At 40.8% G+C, this 14,121-nt stretch carries 13 protein-coding genes and 1 pseudogene; all 14 read right to left on the bottom strand.

Annotated elements, in window-relative coordinates; translation table 11 throughout:
* Positions 1-36: 36 nt before the first annotated feature.
* The 14 genes and pseudogenes from BMZ22_RS04695 to BMZ22_RS04755 all read right to left on the bottom strand — a co-directional run bounded on the left by BMZ22_RS04695 (position 37) and on the right by BMZ22_RS04755 (position 13,936).
* Positions 37-1,014, bottom strand: coding sequence for a metallophosphoesterase (locus tag BMZ22_RS04695; protein WP_090082255.1), 978 nt, complete (start codon positions 1,012-1,014; stop codon positions 37-39).
* 43 nt (positions 1,015-1,057) lie between these two features.
* Entirely contained in the window at positions 1,058-2,854 is a 1,797-nt protein-coding gene (locus tag BMZ22_RS04700) for an ABC transporter ATP-binding protein (protein ID WP_090082258.1), read from the bottom strand.
* 13 nt (positions 2,855-2,867) lie between these two features.
* On the bottom strand, positions 2,868-4,040 hold the full coding sequence (locus BMZ22_RS04705; protein WP_090082262.1) for a nucleotidyltransferase domain-containing protein: 1,173 nt from the start codon (positions 4,038-4,040) through the stop codon (positions 2,868-2,870).
* A gap of 12 nt (positions 4,041-4,052) precedes the next feature.
* Positions 4,053-4,499, bottom strand: a complete 447-nt coding sequence (locus tag BMZ22_RS04710) for a lasso peptide biosynthesis B2 protein (RefSeq protein WP_090082266.1) — start codon at positions 4,497-4,499, stop codon at positions 4,053-4,055.
* 17 nt (positions 4,500-4,516) lie between these two features.
* Positions 4,517-4,807: a lasso peptide biosynthesis PqqD family chaperone gene (locus BMZ22_RS04715; RefSeq protein ID WP_090082269.1), complete on the bottom strand. Its 291-nt coding sequence runs from the start codon at positions 4,805-4,807 to the stop codon at positions 4,517-4,519.
* Positions 4,804-5,406, bottom strand: a pseudogene (locus BMZ22_RS17465) (HPr kinase/phosphorylase); the annotation flags it as partial. The gene BMZ22_RS04715 and the pseudogene BMZ22_RS17465, both read right to left, overlap by 4 nt.
* Positions 5,407-5,952: 546 nt before the next feature.
* Positions 5,953-6,108: a paeninodin family lasso peptide gene (locus BMZ22_RS16725; protein ID WP_143069956.1), complete on the bottom strand. Its 156-nt coding sequence runs from the start codon at positions 6,106-6,108 to the stop codon at positions 5,953-5,955.
* A complete protein-coding gene (locus tag BMZ22_RS04725; protein ID WP_090082276.1) occupies positions 6,062-8,047 on the bottom strand; it encodes an asparagine synthase-related protein in 1,986 nt (661 codons plus the stop codon). Before BMZ22_RS04725 ends, BMZ22_RS16725 begins: the two co-directional genes overlap by 47 nt.
* Positions 8,048-8,231: 184 nt before the next feature.
* The gene (locus BMZ22_RS04730; RefSeq protein WP_090082280.1) at positions 8,232-9,377 is read right to left on the bottom strand and encodes an NAD(P)-dependent oxidoreductase; all 1,146 of its coding nucleotides are present in this window, start codon (positions 9,375-9,377) and stop codon (positions 8,232-8,234) included.
* A gap of 90 nt (positions 9,378-9,467) precedes the next feature.
* Complete coding sequence (gene rfbC, locus BMZ22_RS04735) at positions 9,468-10,043, bottom strand: dTDP-4-dehydrorhamnose 3,5-epimerase (RefSeq protein ID WP_090082282.1); 576 nt, start codon at positions 10,041-10,043, stop codon at positions 9,468-9,470.
* A 14-nt stretch (positions 10,044-10,057) separates the two neighbouring features.
* Positions 10,058-11,050, bottom strand: coding sequence for a dTDP-glucose 4,6-dehydratase (gene rfbB / locus BMZ22_RS04740; RefSeq protein ID WP_090082288.1), 993 nt, complete (start codon positions 11,048-11,050; stop codon positions 10,058-10,060).
* 38 nt (positions 11,051-11,088) lie between these two features.
* A complete protein-coding gene (gene rfbA / locus BMZ22_RS04745; RefSeq protein WP_090082291.1) occupies positions 11,089-11,988 on the bottom strand; it encodes a glucose-1-phosphate thymidylyltransferase RfbA in 900 nt (299 codons plus the stop codon).
* Between the two features lie 64 nt (positions 11,989-12,052).
* Positions 12,053-13,051 (bottom strand): glycosyltransferase family 2 protein, encoded by a 999-nt coding sequence (locus BMZ22_RS04750; protein ID WP_090082295.1) that lies wholly within the window; start codon positions 13,049-13,051, stop codon positions 12,053-12,055.
* 21 nt (positions 13,052-13,072) lie between these two features.
* Entirely contained in the window at positions 13,073-13,936 is an 864-nt protein-coding gene (locus BMZ22_RS04755; protein WP_177183349.1) for a phosphotransferase, read from the bottom strand.
* Positions 13,937-14,121: the final 185 nt, after the last annotated feature.

Genomic DNA, 14,121 nt, shown 5'->3' on the forward strand with positions numbered 1-14,121 from the left:
CCTTTCTTAATCATGTAGTAGTGAAAGTTTTATTCATCACGATTCTAATTTGATTATGTTTATTTCCGGGGGGTTAAACAATCGAAATCTAATAAAAGGAATGGCGTCACTGCTTCCTAAACCAGCACTGACATACTGTTGTGCCTGTTTATGTTCCCATAATCCTTTAACACGATCTTCCGGCGGAAACAAAGCGTTATTGTACCAGGGTTCCGGAACGAAAATGGCGCCTAAGAAAGGAACTCGAATTTGCCCGCCGTGGTAATGTCCTGCCATAATTAAATCGTAATTTCGCCATACCCTCTTTGAACTATTTTGGATATGTTCAATTCTGGGATCCGCTACAGGATAATGGTTGAGCGCGATAATCGTATTGGCTTCTTCAGACGCATCGAGAACTTTCATTTCTTCCCAGAGTTGCTGTTGATAAGCAAGATATCTTTCATTCGATTCATAGGGCGGGGTCACTGTGCCTTCATTACTTCCAACATGTTCAGGCCTTTTTATAATGGATAGTTCAAAATTAACAAAGTAAACCGTAGCGTCATCAATTTCTACCGTATCCAAGGACTCTAATAATTTAACACCTCTGTCTTCCATTCCTTTAATAAACGCACTCTTTTCAATCTCCGGCGTAAATTGATACGGGTATGGGTCCGTGTTTCCCGGGACAAACCAGGCGTTTTGCTTATTATCGATACCTTCAAGCAACGAATAGAAAGACGCTTCATTCTTACTTTCGGTACTATCGAGCATATCCCCGGTAAAAACAATCGCGTCATACTCAGCAGCATTTATGACGTCTACCAGGCGTTTTTGGTTGCTTCCGAACATCTTTTCATGTAAATCAGACACCTGAAGAATTATAAAACCTTCCAGCTGCTCTGGCAATTCTTCGATAACAACCGCCTGCTCTGCAGTCGTAATACGGTTGTTGTCCCAGAGTGCGTAAAGCACCAAACATAATACCAGTACTAAGAAAACCGCTAATAGTTTAAACGACACTTTAATCATGGCGATACCTCAATTTCTGTAAACACCTGTAATTTAACTGCTATCAATTGAAAGCTTGTGCCTGACGATTCAACAGATCGTAAAATGTACTTTCTTTTCGCTTAGCAAGCTCATTAAAGCCACCCCGCTGAATGACCTTCCCTTCGTCCAGTACTACCACCTGATCGGCGTTCTGAATCGTGGATAAGCGGTGGGCAATCACGATAATCGTCATCTTGCCTTTCAAGCTATCCAATGCTTTCTGTATAATTGCCTCTGTTTCGGAATCGAGTGCGCTTGTCGCTTCATCAAGCACAAGAATAGACGGCTTCCTTAAAATAGCCCGTGCCAGCACAAGTCGCTGCCGCTCTCCGCCTGACAATTTAATGCCACGGTCACCAATCAGCGTATCAAGGCCGTCAGGAAGATTACGAACAAACTCAGCTGCCGAGGAAAACCTCAAAGCTTCCCACATGTCTGATTCATTCGCTTCAGGTACTACCAGCAGCAGATTCTCGCGTATACTCGTATTGAATACGAAAGGGTCCTGAGGTACGTAGCTGATGGACTTTCTTAAAGATAGTAACTGAGTATGCGTTAATGGCTCACCGTCAATGATGATTTGCCCGGTTTCGGGTTTATTCAGCCCCAATAACATATCGATTAAGGTGCTTTTTCCCGCACCCGAACGCCCCACAAAAGCAGTCATTCGATTTGCCGGGATGGCAATATTTATATCATCCAAAGCATACTTATGCTCATTTTTGTCATAACGAAAATAGATATGGTTGAGGTCAATACCATGCTGAAGCTTGATTTTTACAATATCCTCTTCATTAATCATTTCAAATTCCTTTGCGCTTCTACAGTCATTTTGTAATGCTATAACAGCTTTAAATGATGGAACCGTTGTCGCAATTTGCTCCAAGGAAGCTTGTATACCGGCAACCGTCGGCCATATTCTGGAAAAAATTGCAACGACTAAGAGAAGTTGTGCTGCTTGTGCCTGAAACATCATTAATGCGAAATAAATAAAGACAGCAATTAATACAGCTGAAGCAACTTTATAATATAATTGGGAGGTTGCTTTTAACCGTTTATAATTGACTTGCTGATCCTCCATACTTTTTGTAATCGACCGAAACCAAATCATTCTGGATGCTTCAAGGGTATTGCTCTTAATATCCTTAATTCCATTCATCTGATCGGTAACGCCACCAATATATTCCCGTCCTAGTTCATAGTCTCTTTTCCCCAAAGCAAGTGACCGTTTAAGAAACTTTCGATTAAAAAATATTAAAACTGCCCCACACAGCAATACAAAAGCAGTTATGCTAGGTGAAAGAATGAAAGCAAGACCAATTTGAATTGCGGAAAATACTGTAGAGGCAATGAACTGCAACACAGAATACGCTCCCAAACTGGAACGTCCAATTTCAGCAGTAAGAATGTTAACCAAATCTGATTTCCTTTGCTTGATAAAGAATTGCCAGTTTGCATGCAGCAATAACTGATAGGTCTTCACTTGCATATATCTTAAAAAACCCATTTGAATCCTTGTGTTCTTCACTGTTAATTGTCTTCGAACAAGGCTTTGACCAATCACCAACAATACATAAAAAATTAATATAGCAGGTAGTCCAACAGAGGGAGGGATTTCTTCAATAAAACTTAGTTTATCCAGTAGAGGAATTCCCTTCACACTCATATCGATGATGCCGCTTATACTGATTAAAGGTATCAGTAATAGAACGGCTGCACCTTCCAACAACCCAATCCCCGTCATTGCCAAGAGATTAATATACACAATCTTCCCGGAAAAAGCGTGTATTTGCTTAAGAAAATAAATAATTGTTTTCATCATCGTCCTCCTATTAAAAGGCAATTTTTCGCGTCTTCCGGTAGGTCCATAAAAATGGCCGCAATGGAAAATAAAGTATGTGCAAGGATTTTGGTAATGGTAATGTCTCGGCATCGTCAGAATATGGGTATAAAAAGCTCAATAAAAACAAGCACTTCTGACGCCATTCCATTAATGAAAATAAATGGTGTTTATGAAAGTTCGCTGTCTCTTCCGGTACCGGTTCCGTGTGAAGATTAATCATATTTTTTAAATAGAATACCGCATGCTGCGCCAAATGCATTACAGGCCTGGTGTGAATTAAAGGACGCATTGCATGACCCGGCCTCAGATTGAATAAACAAGACGCTAATAATAAACCTTGCCCTGCAGGCTTTTTGCACCGATATCTAATTAAGTTGTTACGAGCTTTCTTCCAATCAATGTCTTGTTTTAGCAATTCCTTAATATCAACCAGCCAGCGAAGCCGGGACCAGCCGTGTCGAGCACCATGTGACGTTAGAAATAATATTAAGTCCTCTTTTCCTAATAAATAAACCGGAAAATGTGTCAGGCTGCTTCGGATTTTTCTCTTCCACAGTTCATGAAAGCCAGGTTCCTTTGCTGGGCCAGGGTTTAACCGCCAATGAATTTCCAGTTTAATCTGCTGCTCCGGATGATAATACGTGACATGGTGATGGCGCCACTTCCAATCATTGAGGACTGTTTTTATGTAATCATGTTTCTGATAGCCTTGTTCGGTAAGCAATCGATCCACTTTTTCCATTTTTTCGAGAGGTACGAGGAAATCTAAATCACTGGAAGTTCTGAGCGAAATATCGCCGTACAGAAGATGACCGAGCGCAGGCCCTTTTAACAGGAGGAGCGAAATCCGATTTTCGGTAAATAGCCTGCTGATAGCCTCTGTCACTGCACTGAATTTCAGCATTTGCAATGTGTTTCTCTTATAATATAAGGAGATATAGTCGACCACTTCCGGAGGTATAACGCCGCAATCGAACTGTTTTAATTTTGCATAGAGATTCGGATACAATCGGTGGTGAAAAACTAATTTTATAAAAACCTTCCAATCAATCCCCTGATATAGGAGAGGATCGATTTCAGCAACATGATCGTTTTTTAAAAGTTCGATAATGAAGTGTAATTCTTTTGGTACGTCAGAGATATCAAGTTTGAATTGTTTCATCGTGTTCTCTCCTTATTTTGACAAGGTTTTGGCAAACATGCTGACAACGGTGAAACGTTCCATCCCTTCCACACCAGTTAGATAGAAAGGTCCGCTCCGCAGCCATGCGTGGGCGAGCAATTGACCCGATTCATCTTTCGTCATTCCCAGGTAGAGCGTACTTTCAATGTTTCGTCTTTCAAGCATTTTTAACGCAGCAATTGCCTTAACAAGACATTCACTTTCCCAAAACGTATACTTGCTCATAATTTGTATTGCTTGGGAAATTTCGCTTAACTTCCTTTTGTATGTCTTGTCTGGGTCGAGCGAGGTTTGTTGCATACTTTCTCCAAGTAAAGGAGCGATTTTAGAAAAGGGCACGCTTTTCAGCACACGCCCCCATGCTAAATAAAAATAGGCTTCGAATAAGAGCAATTTCATTTCCCTATTTAACGATAAAAGTAATTTCAGTTTTTTCATCCCGCTCGTTTCCCTTCTTAAGCAGACTCTACCTTCACTAAACCTTCTTCTAATAAATGATCTATGAATCCGATTGTCTCAATTCTGCATTTACTTTCTTCGACATCATATTGCGCTGTTAATGACTGAATCAGGTCAGCTATTGATGTAGGTTCTTTTATGCCCTCCCAAATCTCCCCGCCAATTTCACCAAGGTTGTAATATTTGCCATTTTGAATACTCAGCATGACCTTTTCACCGTCCATATCGCTGACAATATTGCCTTCCACCTGGCTCACAATATCATTTATTGAAATGGTTTGATTCATATATTTTTCTCCCCCTTGTTAATTAAGTCCAAAATACCCTCAACTATCTCATAAGCCGTAAAGCGTGAATTTGGCCGGAAAACGCGATAAAAGTCAAGGCGATTAACCATACGTGCAGATAACTCAAAATGCCACTCCATTAAACCGGAACGGCTGATCATAAAATGTCGGTAGGTATTATAATAGAGAACCGGAAACCGCTCTAATGTCTGAACAGGTGCAATCTCAAGTTTAGGCAGGTCGCTCTTATTCAATTCAAAAACCCCCGCGAGAGGCATCGGCTTATCATGAAAATGGCTGGCAACAGGGATTGCAAATTTTGTTTCTCTATCATAAATTGGCTTATATTGACTGGACGTCATGCCAAACTGATCCAGGCTTTCCTGCCATAATTTTTGCTGCGGGTACGAAGGTATGACCATTGGGTGGTGGTCTTCAGTCAACATCACAGCAATGACATCATCCGAGAGTAATTGAAAACCCCGGTTAATAAACGCTGAAGCCAGTGTTGATTTCCCTGCACCTGAGTCTCCCACAATGGCATACGCTTTTCCATCAATGGCAATACAGCTTCCATGTAAAGGCAATACTTTTCGCTGTATAAGTGCTGCACCCAAGCATGTTCCAAGAAGGTAAAGCCGAATTTGCTCATCGCTTGCCTCTTCAAAAGGCGATACCGAAATTTCACGCCCATTTTCAATTTTATAAATGGCGACGTCAGGGACCCTGACCATACACAAGTTTTCTTTGATATAGTAATACGTATCAGCTTCAGCATATTCCAGCCACAGATGAGATAAATCTTCTCTTCTGATGATTAAATCGACTTCACAATCTTTATAATTAACGCGATTTAATTCAGGTAAAGAATGGTCACTGGCAATGGTTAACCCAAACGCTGTATAAGCTGTCAGTTCAGCTGTTTCAATCATGAGCTGTTCACCTGCTTTTTGTAGTAAACTACATATAAATTTTAAGAATTACCCTTATACAAAATCGATTTTTGTATAAGGGTCAGTGGGATTAGTGACTTTCTAAACTAAGTAAGACACGGTTTTGTTTTTTTAGTCAGCTCGGCCCAACTAATTTAAGTGTAGAAAAGGCGGCTTAAGCAATACCGCCAATTCTTAATCTGATGGATTAGATCAACTGCCGGCAGGAGGTTCTTCGCCGGGACCGGGGCCTTCGTCAGCATATTCCCTTCCAATGAAGAACCCATCAAAAGAATCACCTCGCCATTTTGCCATTGTCTCTCTAACTTCCAGCAATTCCAGTTTTGGCGCTTTCCATTCTTGTTTCATATATATCACCTCCTTCAAGGTAAAATGAATGCAGAAATCGATAGACTATAATACTGCGTACAAGCATCCTCAGCTCAGGGTCAAAGGCAGAATCTCCCTTTTGTACTTCCCTTGCTGTTGAAAGGGCGTTACTGATTGCTTCTATATTCAAATATTGTGCTGCACCTTTATCTTTTACCAGCTGTTTTGCCTCTTTAATGAAATCTGTCCAGCAAGGTATCATGCGGTGAACCCAATCGGCTGACTGAAGACCGTGATTTTTTTGATTTAACCGCACATTGTCAGGCAAATACCCATTTGTTGCGTTTCTGATCAAAGCCCTATCCATTCCATTATTGATAAATTGATCCAATGGGAGTGACATACAATAATTAATTACTCGAATATCATTGGTTGGATCACGCATTAATAATCCGTATTTCAAGGATAATTTGGAAAAAGCTACGCCGCTTGAATTCCAAATAAATTCATTATTAATTAGGTGTTCCCTTATATTAAAGATTGTGAGTCCGGTAAATCCATCTGCCTTAATTCCATGGTTTTGCAGTTTATCAAACACATTCATTTTGGCAGCAAACTCAGGATTAATGAGCATCGGAAATTGATAGTTCGTTCCATTGTTCAGAAAAGGAAATACTTGTTTACCTATAACCTGAAGCAACTTTTTCCTTCCTGATCCGATGTTTCTACTATACATCTTAAGTTCACGCGCCAGTCTAATTAACTTCATGCTTTTTAGTAAATGACCATAATATTCTAATGCCGGACCCCAGGAAACCGTAAAGTTTCCTCTGGCACCGTTTAATAAAATCCCAACATCATCCTTACCTGCTTGTTCACTGATAGCCTTCATCCAGAATGAATTCTCAAAAAATTTATAAGGGGTTTCGTAAATATCCAGCCAGTCGTCGATATCTGTATATGAATTTATGCTATTCAGACTCAAATAGTGGTCGTCAATATTCCCTACATAATCAACAGTTTCACTAATATACGGACGTTCATCAGGAAAATAGTTTCTAGGTGTATAATCCTGAAAATCTTCCGCAGGTATTGAACTGTACGTATGCAATCGTTTATTTTGTTTTTGTAACGTTTTAGCTGCAAAACTGACAACCGATCCTGAATCGAGTCCGCCGCTTAAATGAGAACCCACTGATTTAAAGGTACGCAATCGTGCGTCAACTGCTTTTTGGAAAATATCACGGAAAGCCTCAATATATTCATCATTTGTTTTGAACCTGATTTTATTATCAAATGATAGTACTTGATATTTAGAAAGAATCACCTTTCCATTTATCACGGTAACCGTATGCGAAGGCGGGACTTGCTGGATATCTTTAATAACCGTTTTTGATACATCAACTACATCGATCATGGTTGAAATTGCCAAGTACTCAGCCAGCCACTCTTCATTTACATCCCTTTGTATATATGGCAGCCTTAACAGCGGTTCCATAACAGTGCAGAAGGCAAATCGCTCATTATTATGATGAAAATAAAGTGATCGTGTCCCCGAAAAATCTCTCGCCCCAAACAACTTTTGATTTTTTTCATCCCATATCATAAAAGCAAAATCACCTATCAAATGTTTGACAACGTCATCTCGCCATTTTGAATATGCTAAGAGAATCAGTTGACTGTCGGGCATTATTTTTCTTTCATCATAATGAATGCCTAATTTATCAAAGAGTTCCTTTCGATTATCAATCATTGCATCTGCCGTAATTGCAAGCCGTCTTTCATAATCATAGAAAGGCAATTGTTCACCGATGGATTCCGGTGCAATCCACTGCGCATGGCACCCAAGGAATACATTTTCCCTTTTCCAGGTTTGCGCGGCATCTGCGGGAAACTTACTTAATGCTTGCATCATTTGTTGGCCATGATAACCGGGGACCGTTTCTTTCACATGATAAATTCCAGCAATTGCACTCATCATATCTGCTCCCATACTTTTTGTTCTTTACTAAGAACCCCAAAAGTAAAAAAATGACTTAATTTGCTGCATGTTTTATTGCATCAGTAAATTAAGTATGCCACTTCATAGGTTCTGTATAAAGAACATACAACTTTTTGCGTGTAATTTCAATAGGTTTTTAAAACTTTTCTTAAAATTTTTCTCAGATGTTAATTGGAGCTTTCTCAATCGTCTCCTGCCATGCTTTAAACGCCAAACTTTCCGGCAGTTCAACGTCATCAAACGTAATAATTTCACCCTCTTTGACCTTGTTCGTTATAAGAGCATTGACCAACAGCCCAATCGGCACATGATTTTCATTCCCAGAGATCTCAACCGCTTCACCTCTGACTTGAAAACTGCCAATGCCTTTATCAATTATCTCACCGGGCTGCAGTGCTCGTTTTGGAATGGCTGCGACACTGACTGTAGGTTCTTTGCCATTATTTAATAGAACACCGCCTCCGCTTGCCACACGTTTAATTGTCTTAATCACTTCCAAGTGACACAAGTGATAATTTTGCAGAATAGTGTAATACGGACCATTGCCCATCTTATAATATTTCAAGGCTTCCTCATGCCTTTTGTCGTGTTCAGCAGTGATAAAGACCCCCGGCGGACCTTTTGGTGACACAACGAAGTCACTGATCGGGCAACCTAAGCGATCAGCCACTTTTGCCAGCTCAGCACCTGTTTTGTTTATGTCTTCCGATTCAGGTGCCAGCAGTCCATCTTTTGCAATTCCGGCTCCAAGACCGTTGGCCACCAATGCCTGTTCCACCTGCACTTTTGTCCCGTCCGTAAATGAAGTTGTCATATCCAGTCTGACACCATTTCGCTGTGACCAATACTGCATATCTTCAAGGACTGGATCCAGTTTCATGAAGCCTTTAATATTGCCATAGACAAGGGGCTTGAATCCCATATCAACGACGTTTTCATGCAGTGATGCCAAGCACCCCGGCTGGTCACCTTCTGCTTCAGTAATAAAGCCCCTTTTGGCAAAATAAGAACCGGTTGTCACCTGAAGTTCAGCATTCATTGTGACAACCGGTTTGCCTGCCTTTATCGCCTGGTCAATTACTTCGCTTCCATAAATGATATCGCCACTGCACTCAACTACCATGTCACACGTGGCAATGAATTCTCGGGTTGAGTTTGTGAGCGCCTCGCAGAACGGATAATCACCCATCTTTGAAATATCGCGCCGCGTCAATACTGCTGTAAGCTGAAGCTCTGGCTGCCGGTTTACTTCAATGGCAATCCCTTTTCCAATAAAACCCGTTCCGGCAATCCCAATTCGTGTCATATAGTTTTCCTCCTTTTATCCCTGTAGTCTTTATAATGAACAGTTGAAATGAAAGACTTATTCTCTTACCACATTCACGACAGACTGCTTTCAAGTTATGACCGACCGTTGAACTGTCTGGTGAAAGTTGATTTCGGCATCCCGCATTAACGGCTGGCCTGCATCTTTTTCCGATAACACCGGGTCTGTTGCCGGCCAGTCAATTCCAAGCTCCGGATCATTCCAAAGAACCCCTGAATCATGCGGTTTTGAATAATACACGTCAACTTTATATTGAATGTGAGTGTTCTCTGTAAGCGTGCAAAACCCATGGGCAAAGCCTTTCGGAATTAAAAGCATTCTGTGGTTCTCATCACTGAGCATCACACCAGTCCATTTGCCATATGTCGGTGAACCTTTTCGGATATCAACGGCAACATCATAAACAGCTCCGGTAATGACTCTGACCAGCTTTGTTTGTGCTTCAGGATTCAATTGATAGTGCAGCCCGCGTATGGTCCCTTTTTCAACAGTCAGCGAATGGTTATCCTGGACAAATTGATAATCAATTCCTGCTGCCTTCATATTTTCATAGTTATATGATTCCATAAAAAAGCCTCTGTGATCTTTAAACACACGCGGTGTTATAATTTTGACGCCATCAAGGGGCGTATCTTTCACTTTCATATAAACACCTCCTGTTAATTGTTAACATCTGCCGACAGGTTGTCTTGTACTGCCTCATACCATTTAGGGTTATCCAAATACCATCGAATCGTTTCTTCCAGCCCGCGTTCCAGACTGTATACCGGACGCCAGCCCAGTTCATTCATGATTTTGTCAGGCTTGATGGCATAGCGGCGATCGTGGCCTTTCCGATCCTCAACATAGCATATAAGACTCTCCGGCTTTCTTAATAGACTTAAAATCGTTTTGATCATGTCAATATTGCTTTTTTCATGATGACCGCCGATGTTGTAAATACTTCCCGGTGAAGCCTTGTGAAGCACTAAGTCAACCGCACGGCAGTGGTCTTCAACGTGCAGCCAGTCCCTGACATTCAAGCCGTCCCCATAGACAGGCAGATCCTTATCTTCCAAAGCATTGGTAATCATGAGCGGGATCAGCTTTTCCGGCAATTGGTATGGCCCATAGTTGTTTGAGCAGCGTGTGATGGCGACTGACATGTTATACGTTTTATAATAGGCCAACACCAAAAGATCTGCTGCTGCCTTGCTTGCCGAATAAGGGCTATTCGGTGCCAGTGGTGTTTCCTCTGTAAAATAACCCGTTTCACCTAAACTTCCATAGACTTCATCAGTGGAAATCTGCAAAAACTTCTTTATGTCATGCTGATACGCAGCATCAAGCAATGCCCGGGTTCCACTTACATTCGTTTCAATGAATAAACCCGGATCCACAATGCTTCGATCAACATGCGACTCTGCAGCAAAGTTTACGACCCATTCAACCTTATATTCCTCCAATATTGATTTCACCAGTTTTTCATCCGCAATATCGCCTTTCACGAAATGATAACGCGGGTCTAATGAGATTCCTCTCAGGTTTATAAGATTTCCGGCGTATGTTAGTTTGTCTAAATTAACAATGTTATAATCCGGGTAATTGCGTAATAAATATCTGATAAAATTACTTCCGATAAACCCTGCGCCACCGGTTACTAAAACAGTCATTCCCCAGTCTCCCTTGCAAAGAAATTTTACAGATGTCTTCAAACGAGCTGTCGCTCATCCGCTTTATATCGATTAATGTTAGCAATCCGCACCAAATACTTGCCATAATCACTTTTCTTAAGCGGCTCCGCCAGTTTCAATAATTCAGCCTCCGTAATATAGCCTTTGTTATAGGCAATTTCCTCAAGGCAAGCCACTTTAAGCCGTGTTCGTTTTTCAATAATTTCGATGAATTGCGAGGCCTCCAGAAGTGACTCATGTGTGCCGGTATCAAGCCAGCTGAAACCGCGCCCGATTAATTCAACTTTCATTTGATCACGCCTGACGTATTCATTAAGGATATCGGTGATTTCCAATTCACCTCTGGCAGACGGGGCAACCGATTTCGCAATATCAACCACTTGCCGATCAAAGAAATACAGGCCGGTAATCGCAAAATTTGATTTGGGCGAGACCGGTTTTTCTTCAATGGAGAGCACTTTCCGTTCTTCATCAAACTCAACAACCCCAAAACGCTCAGGATCGCTGACGTTATAGCCAAAAATGGTGGCTCCATCAAGGTGTGCACGCACGCGCTCGAGCTGAGAGATGAATTCATGACCATAAAAAATGTTGTCGCCCAGTATCAGTGACACATCATCGTCCCCGATAAAATCCTCTCCGATAATAAAGGCTTCTGCCAGTCCGTTTGGTTCATCCTGGATCGCATAGGTTAATTCAATCCCGAGTTCCTCGCCATTACCAAGCAACTGTTCAAATCTGGGTACATCCTTTGGTGTGGAGATAATTAAAATCTCCCGAATGCCGGCCAGCATTAAAACTGACAATGGATAATAAATCATCGGTTTGTCATAGACAGGCAGCAGCTGTTTCGAAACCGACCGCGTCAACGGGTACAACCGCGTCCCATTGCCGCCTGCCAGAATAATTCCTTTCATAATGAACACCTCGCAGGAAAAATTTTCAATAAAAAAGCATCTCTTCGTCAGGATGCTCTATGTGCTAGATTTTTGTTTGTCCATTTGCTTGCTGTTTGGCGCTAATATTTCTGATCGATACAAATAATACCGGGCTGATACTGAATACGACACACATTATTTTCTGTTTCCCGCTTATTTCAGTACTTTTTAATAAATGGATTAGACTTCGGTTAAATGTTCGTTTTAATTTTTTTAAAGCAGTTTCGGTTTCTTGACTACTTGATTTAGCCAAAAAGTAATACCAAAAGAATTTTTCCATGTAATGTTTAAGAGCCTTTTGATGCAGTGTACGTTCTTTCTTTTTTCTGAAAAACACCTCCCGCTGCTTTAAGGCATACACGGCATCCAATTGATTTACTTTAAAAGGTGAATGCATCAGACTGCCCTTACGTTGAATGTAATAATATAAACCTGTTTGCACAAATGTTGTTTTGCCAGATTGATAGAAAAGCTTATGGGCAACTGTTTCGTCATCATTTATATTCCCTTCTTCAAACCTTATGTTATCGAACAAATAGCGTTTGTACAGCTTATTCCATGGAACAACAAACGTAATATAATTGGCAGTATAAAGCTGATGAAGGGCCTCGATGTGATCAAAATGCCGCACCTGATAATTGTCCTCATAAGTTTTTGTGTCACAAGATGCATCCTCATCCACTTCAACATAATTGCAAATTACAATGTCAGATGAATGGGCTACAGCGATATCATATAGCACCTCAAACATATACTGATTAAGCAGATCGTCGTTATCGGCAAATCCAATATAACGACCTTTTGCGATGTTCAGACCGGCATTACGCGCAGAAGCCACCCCGCCATTTTCCTTGTGAACAACTTTGACCCTGTTGTCAGCTCTGGCATAGGCATTACACAGTTTGCCTGTTCCATCTGAAGAACCATCATTTACCAAGATTAATTCAAAATCAGTAAATGTCTGAGCCAGAATGGAGTCAACACACCTTGGAAGCAAGCGTTCCAAATTGTAAACAGGTACAATAATACTTATTTCAGCCATAACAGCCCTCCTCAGCTTGGTTCATCGTTTAGCAGCACTTGGTGTCAAGCCTCTCATTTCTTCCAACACCTTAAATCGGTTGACCCAAGTTATAACTTCTTGAAACTCTTCTGCCTGATCCACTTGGATATCTATCAATTTTAGGTGGATCAGTTCCAAATAGAATAAATAACGATAAAGCATAAATTGATCCGTGGTTTTTATCGTCTTGGTTGTTCCTTCCTGTTTAAGCTTTTCAAAAAATAAACGGCAGCCGTTATCCAGCTCCCGGTTCAATTTCTTTATAGTGTTTTTGTTTACAGTATCAAAATGTGTATTTTTGGATGCCAGCATAAACATTGCATAGTAAAAATCAAAGTAAACTGATCGAGTACCTAAAGTCGTCCAATCAATCACATAATTGCGCCCATTCCTCATCAAAATATTGCCTTCCCACAAATCACCATGAGATAGGACCAGATCCATCTCTCCCTCATGCGGTTTCTCTTCAAGCTGCGAGTGAATAGTCTTTAAAAAGTTCCTTACTGGCTCGATTCCCTGACGTATACTGCAGTTAAATTCAAGATGATAAAGCTGCGACTCCAGAGCAAAATATTTATCTTTTATAACCCTGGAAAAACTGACTCTCTTTGGCTTAGTCGAGGTCAAAATATCACTCAGCAAAGGAAAAACATCATTATAAAAAGTCGTTAACTGATCTAAATCATAAATAGGTCTACTGCCATTGATATATTTCTCCGTTATACAGCGTTTTTTTAAACTATAGCAAATGACGCCCGGTGTCAGCCTGCATTCTTCCGACTTTTTTGCGTTTCTGATTTGCTTTTCAACTTCCGATATACTTAAACGATCACCGAACACTGTGGTAACAATCTGTTTTTCCAAGTCGAACACCTTTATCTCACCATTGCGCAAATTCAACAAAAAATGTCCAAAATAGTTCGTCTCCACTGTTTGTCTTGTGTTATCAGACTTATACTTGGCGCAATAGAATTTATAAACAAATTGTATAGCACGCACAGCCCTGATTATAAATTGTGGTACTCGATTGAACATAGACCGAGCAGCCT

This window comes from Lentibacillus persicus (assembly GCF_900112705.1).
GTDB lineage: Bacteria > Bacillota > Bacilli > Bacillales > Amphibacillaceae > Lentibacillus > Lentibacillus persicus.

What these genes read in the sequence shown, in the direction of transcription:
- BMZ22_RS04695 (WP_090082255.1), bottom strand. Translation starts at nt 1,014, where the DNA reads ATGATTAAAGTGTCGTTTAAACTATTAGCGGTTTTCTTAGTACTGGTA.
- BMZ22_RS04700 (WP_090082258.1), bottom strand. Translation starts at nt 2,854, where the DNA reads ATGAAAACAATTATTTATTTTCTTAAGCAAATACACGCTTTTTCCGGG.
- BMZ22_RS04705 (WP_090082262.1), bottom strand. Translation starts at nt 4,040, where the DNA reads ATGAAACAATTCAAACTTGATATCTCTGACGTACCAAAAGAATTACAC.
- BMZ22_RS04710 (WP_090082266.1), bottom strand. Translation starts at nt 4,499, where the DNA reads ATGAAAAAACTGAAATTACTTTTATCGTTAAATAGGGAAATGAAATTG.
- BMZ22_RS04715 (WP_090082269.1), bottom strand. Translation starts at nt 4,807, where the DNA reads ATGAATCAAACCATTTCAATAAATGATATTGTGAGCCAGGTGGAAGGC.
- BMZ22_RS16725 (WP_143069956.1), bottom strand. Translation starts at nt 6,108, where the DNA reads ATGAAACAAGAATGGAAAGCGCCAAAACTGGAATTGCTGGAAGTTAGA.
- BMZ22_RS04725 (WP_090082276.1), bottom strand. Translation starts at nt 8,047, where the DNA reads ATGAGTGCAATTGCTGGAATTTATCATGTGAAAGAAACGGTCCCCGGT.
- BMZ22_RS04730 (WP_090082280.1), bottom strand. Translation starts at nt 9,377, where the DNA reads ATGACACGAATTGGGATTGCCGGAACGGGTTTTATTGGAAAAGGGATT.
- rfbC (WP_090082282.1), bottom strand. Translation starts at nt 10,043, where the DNA reads ATGAAAGTGAAAGATACGCCCCTTGATGGCGTCAAAATTATAACACCG.
- rfbB (WP_090082288.1), bottom strand. Translation starts at nt 11,050, where the DNA reads ATGACTGTTTTAGTAACCGGTGGCGCAGGGTTTATCGGAAGTAATTTT.
- rfbA (WP_090082291.1), bottom strand. Translation starts at nt 11,988, where the DNA reads ATGAAAGGAATTATTCTGGCAGGCGGCAATGGGACGCGGTTGTACCCG.
- BMZ22_RS04750 (WP_090082295.1), bottom strand. Translation starts at nt 13,051, where the DNA reads ATGGCTGAAATAAGTATTATTGTACCTGTTTACAATTTGGAACGCTTG.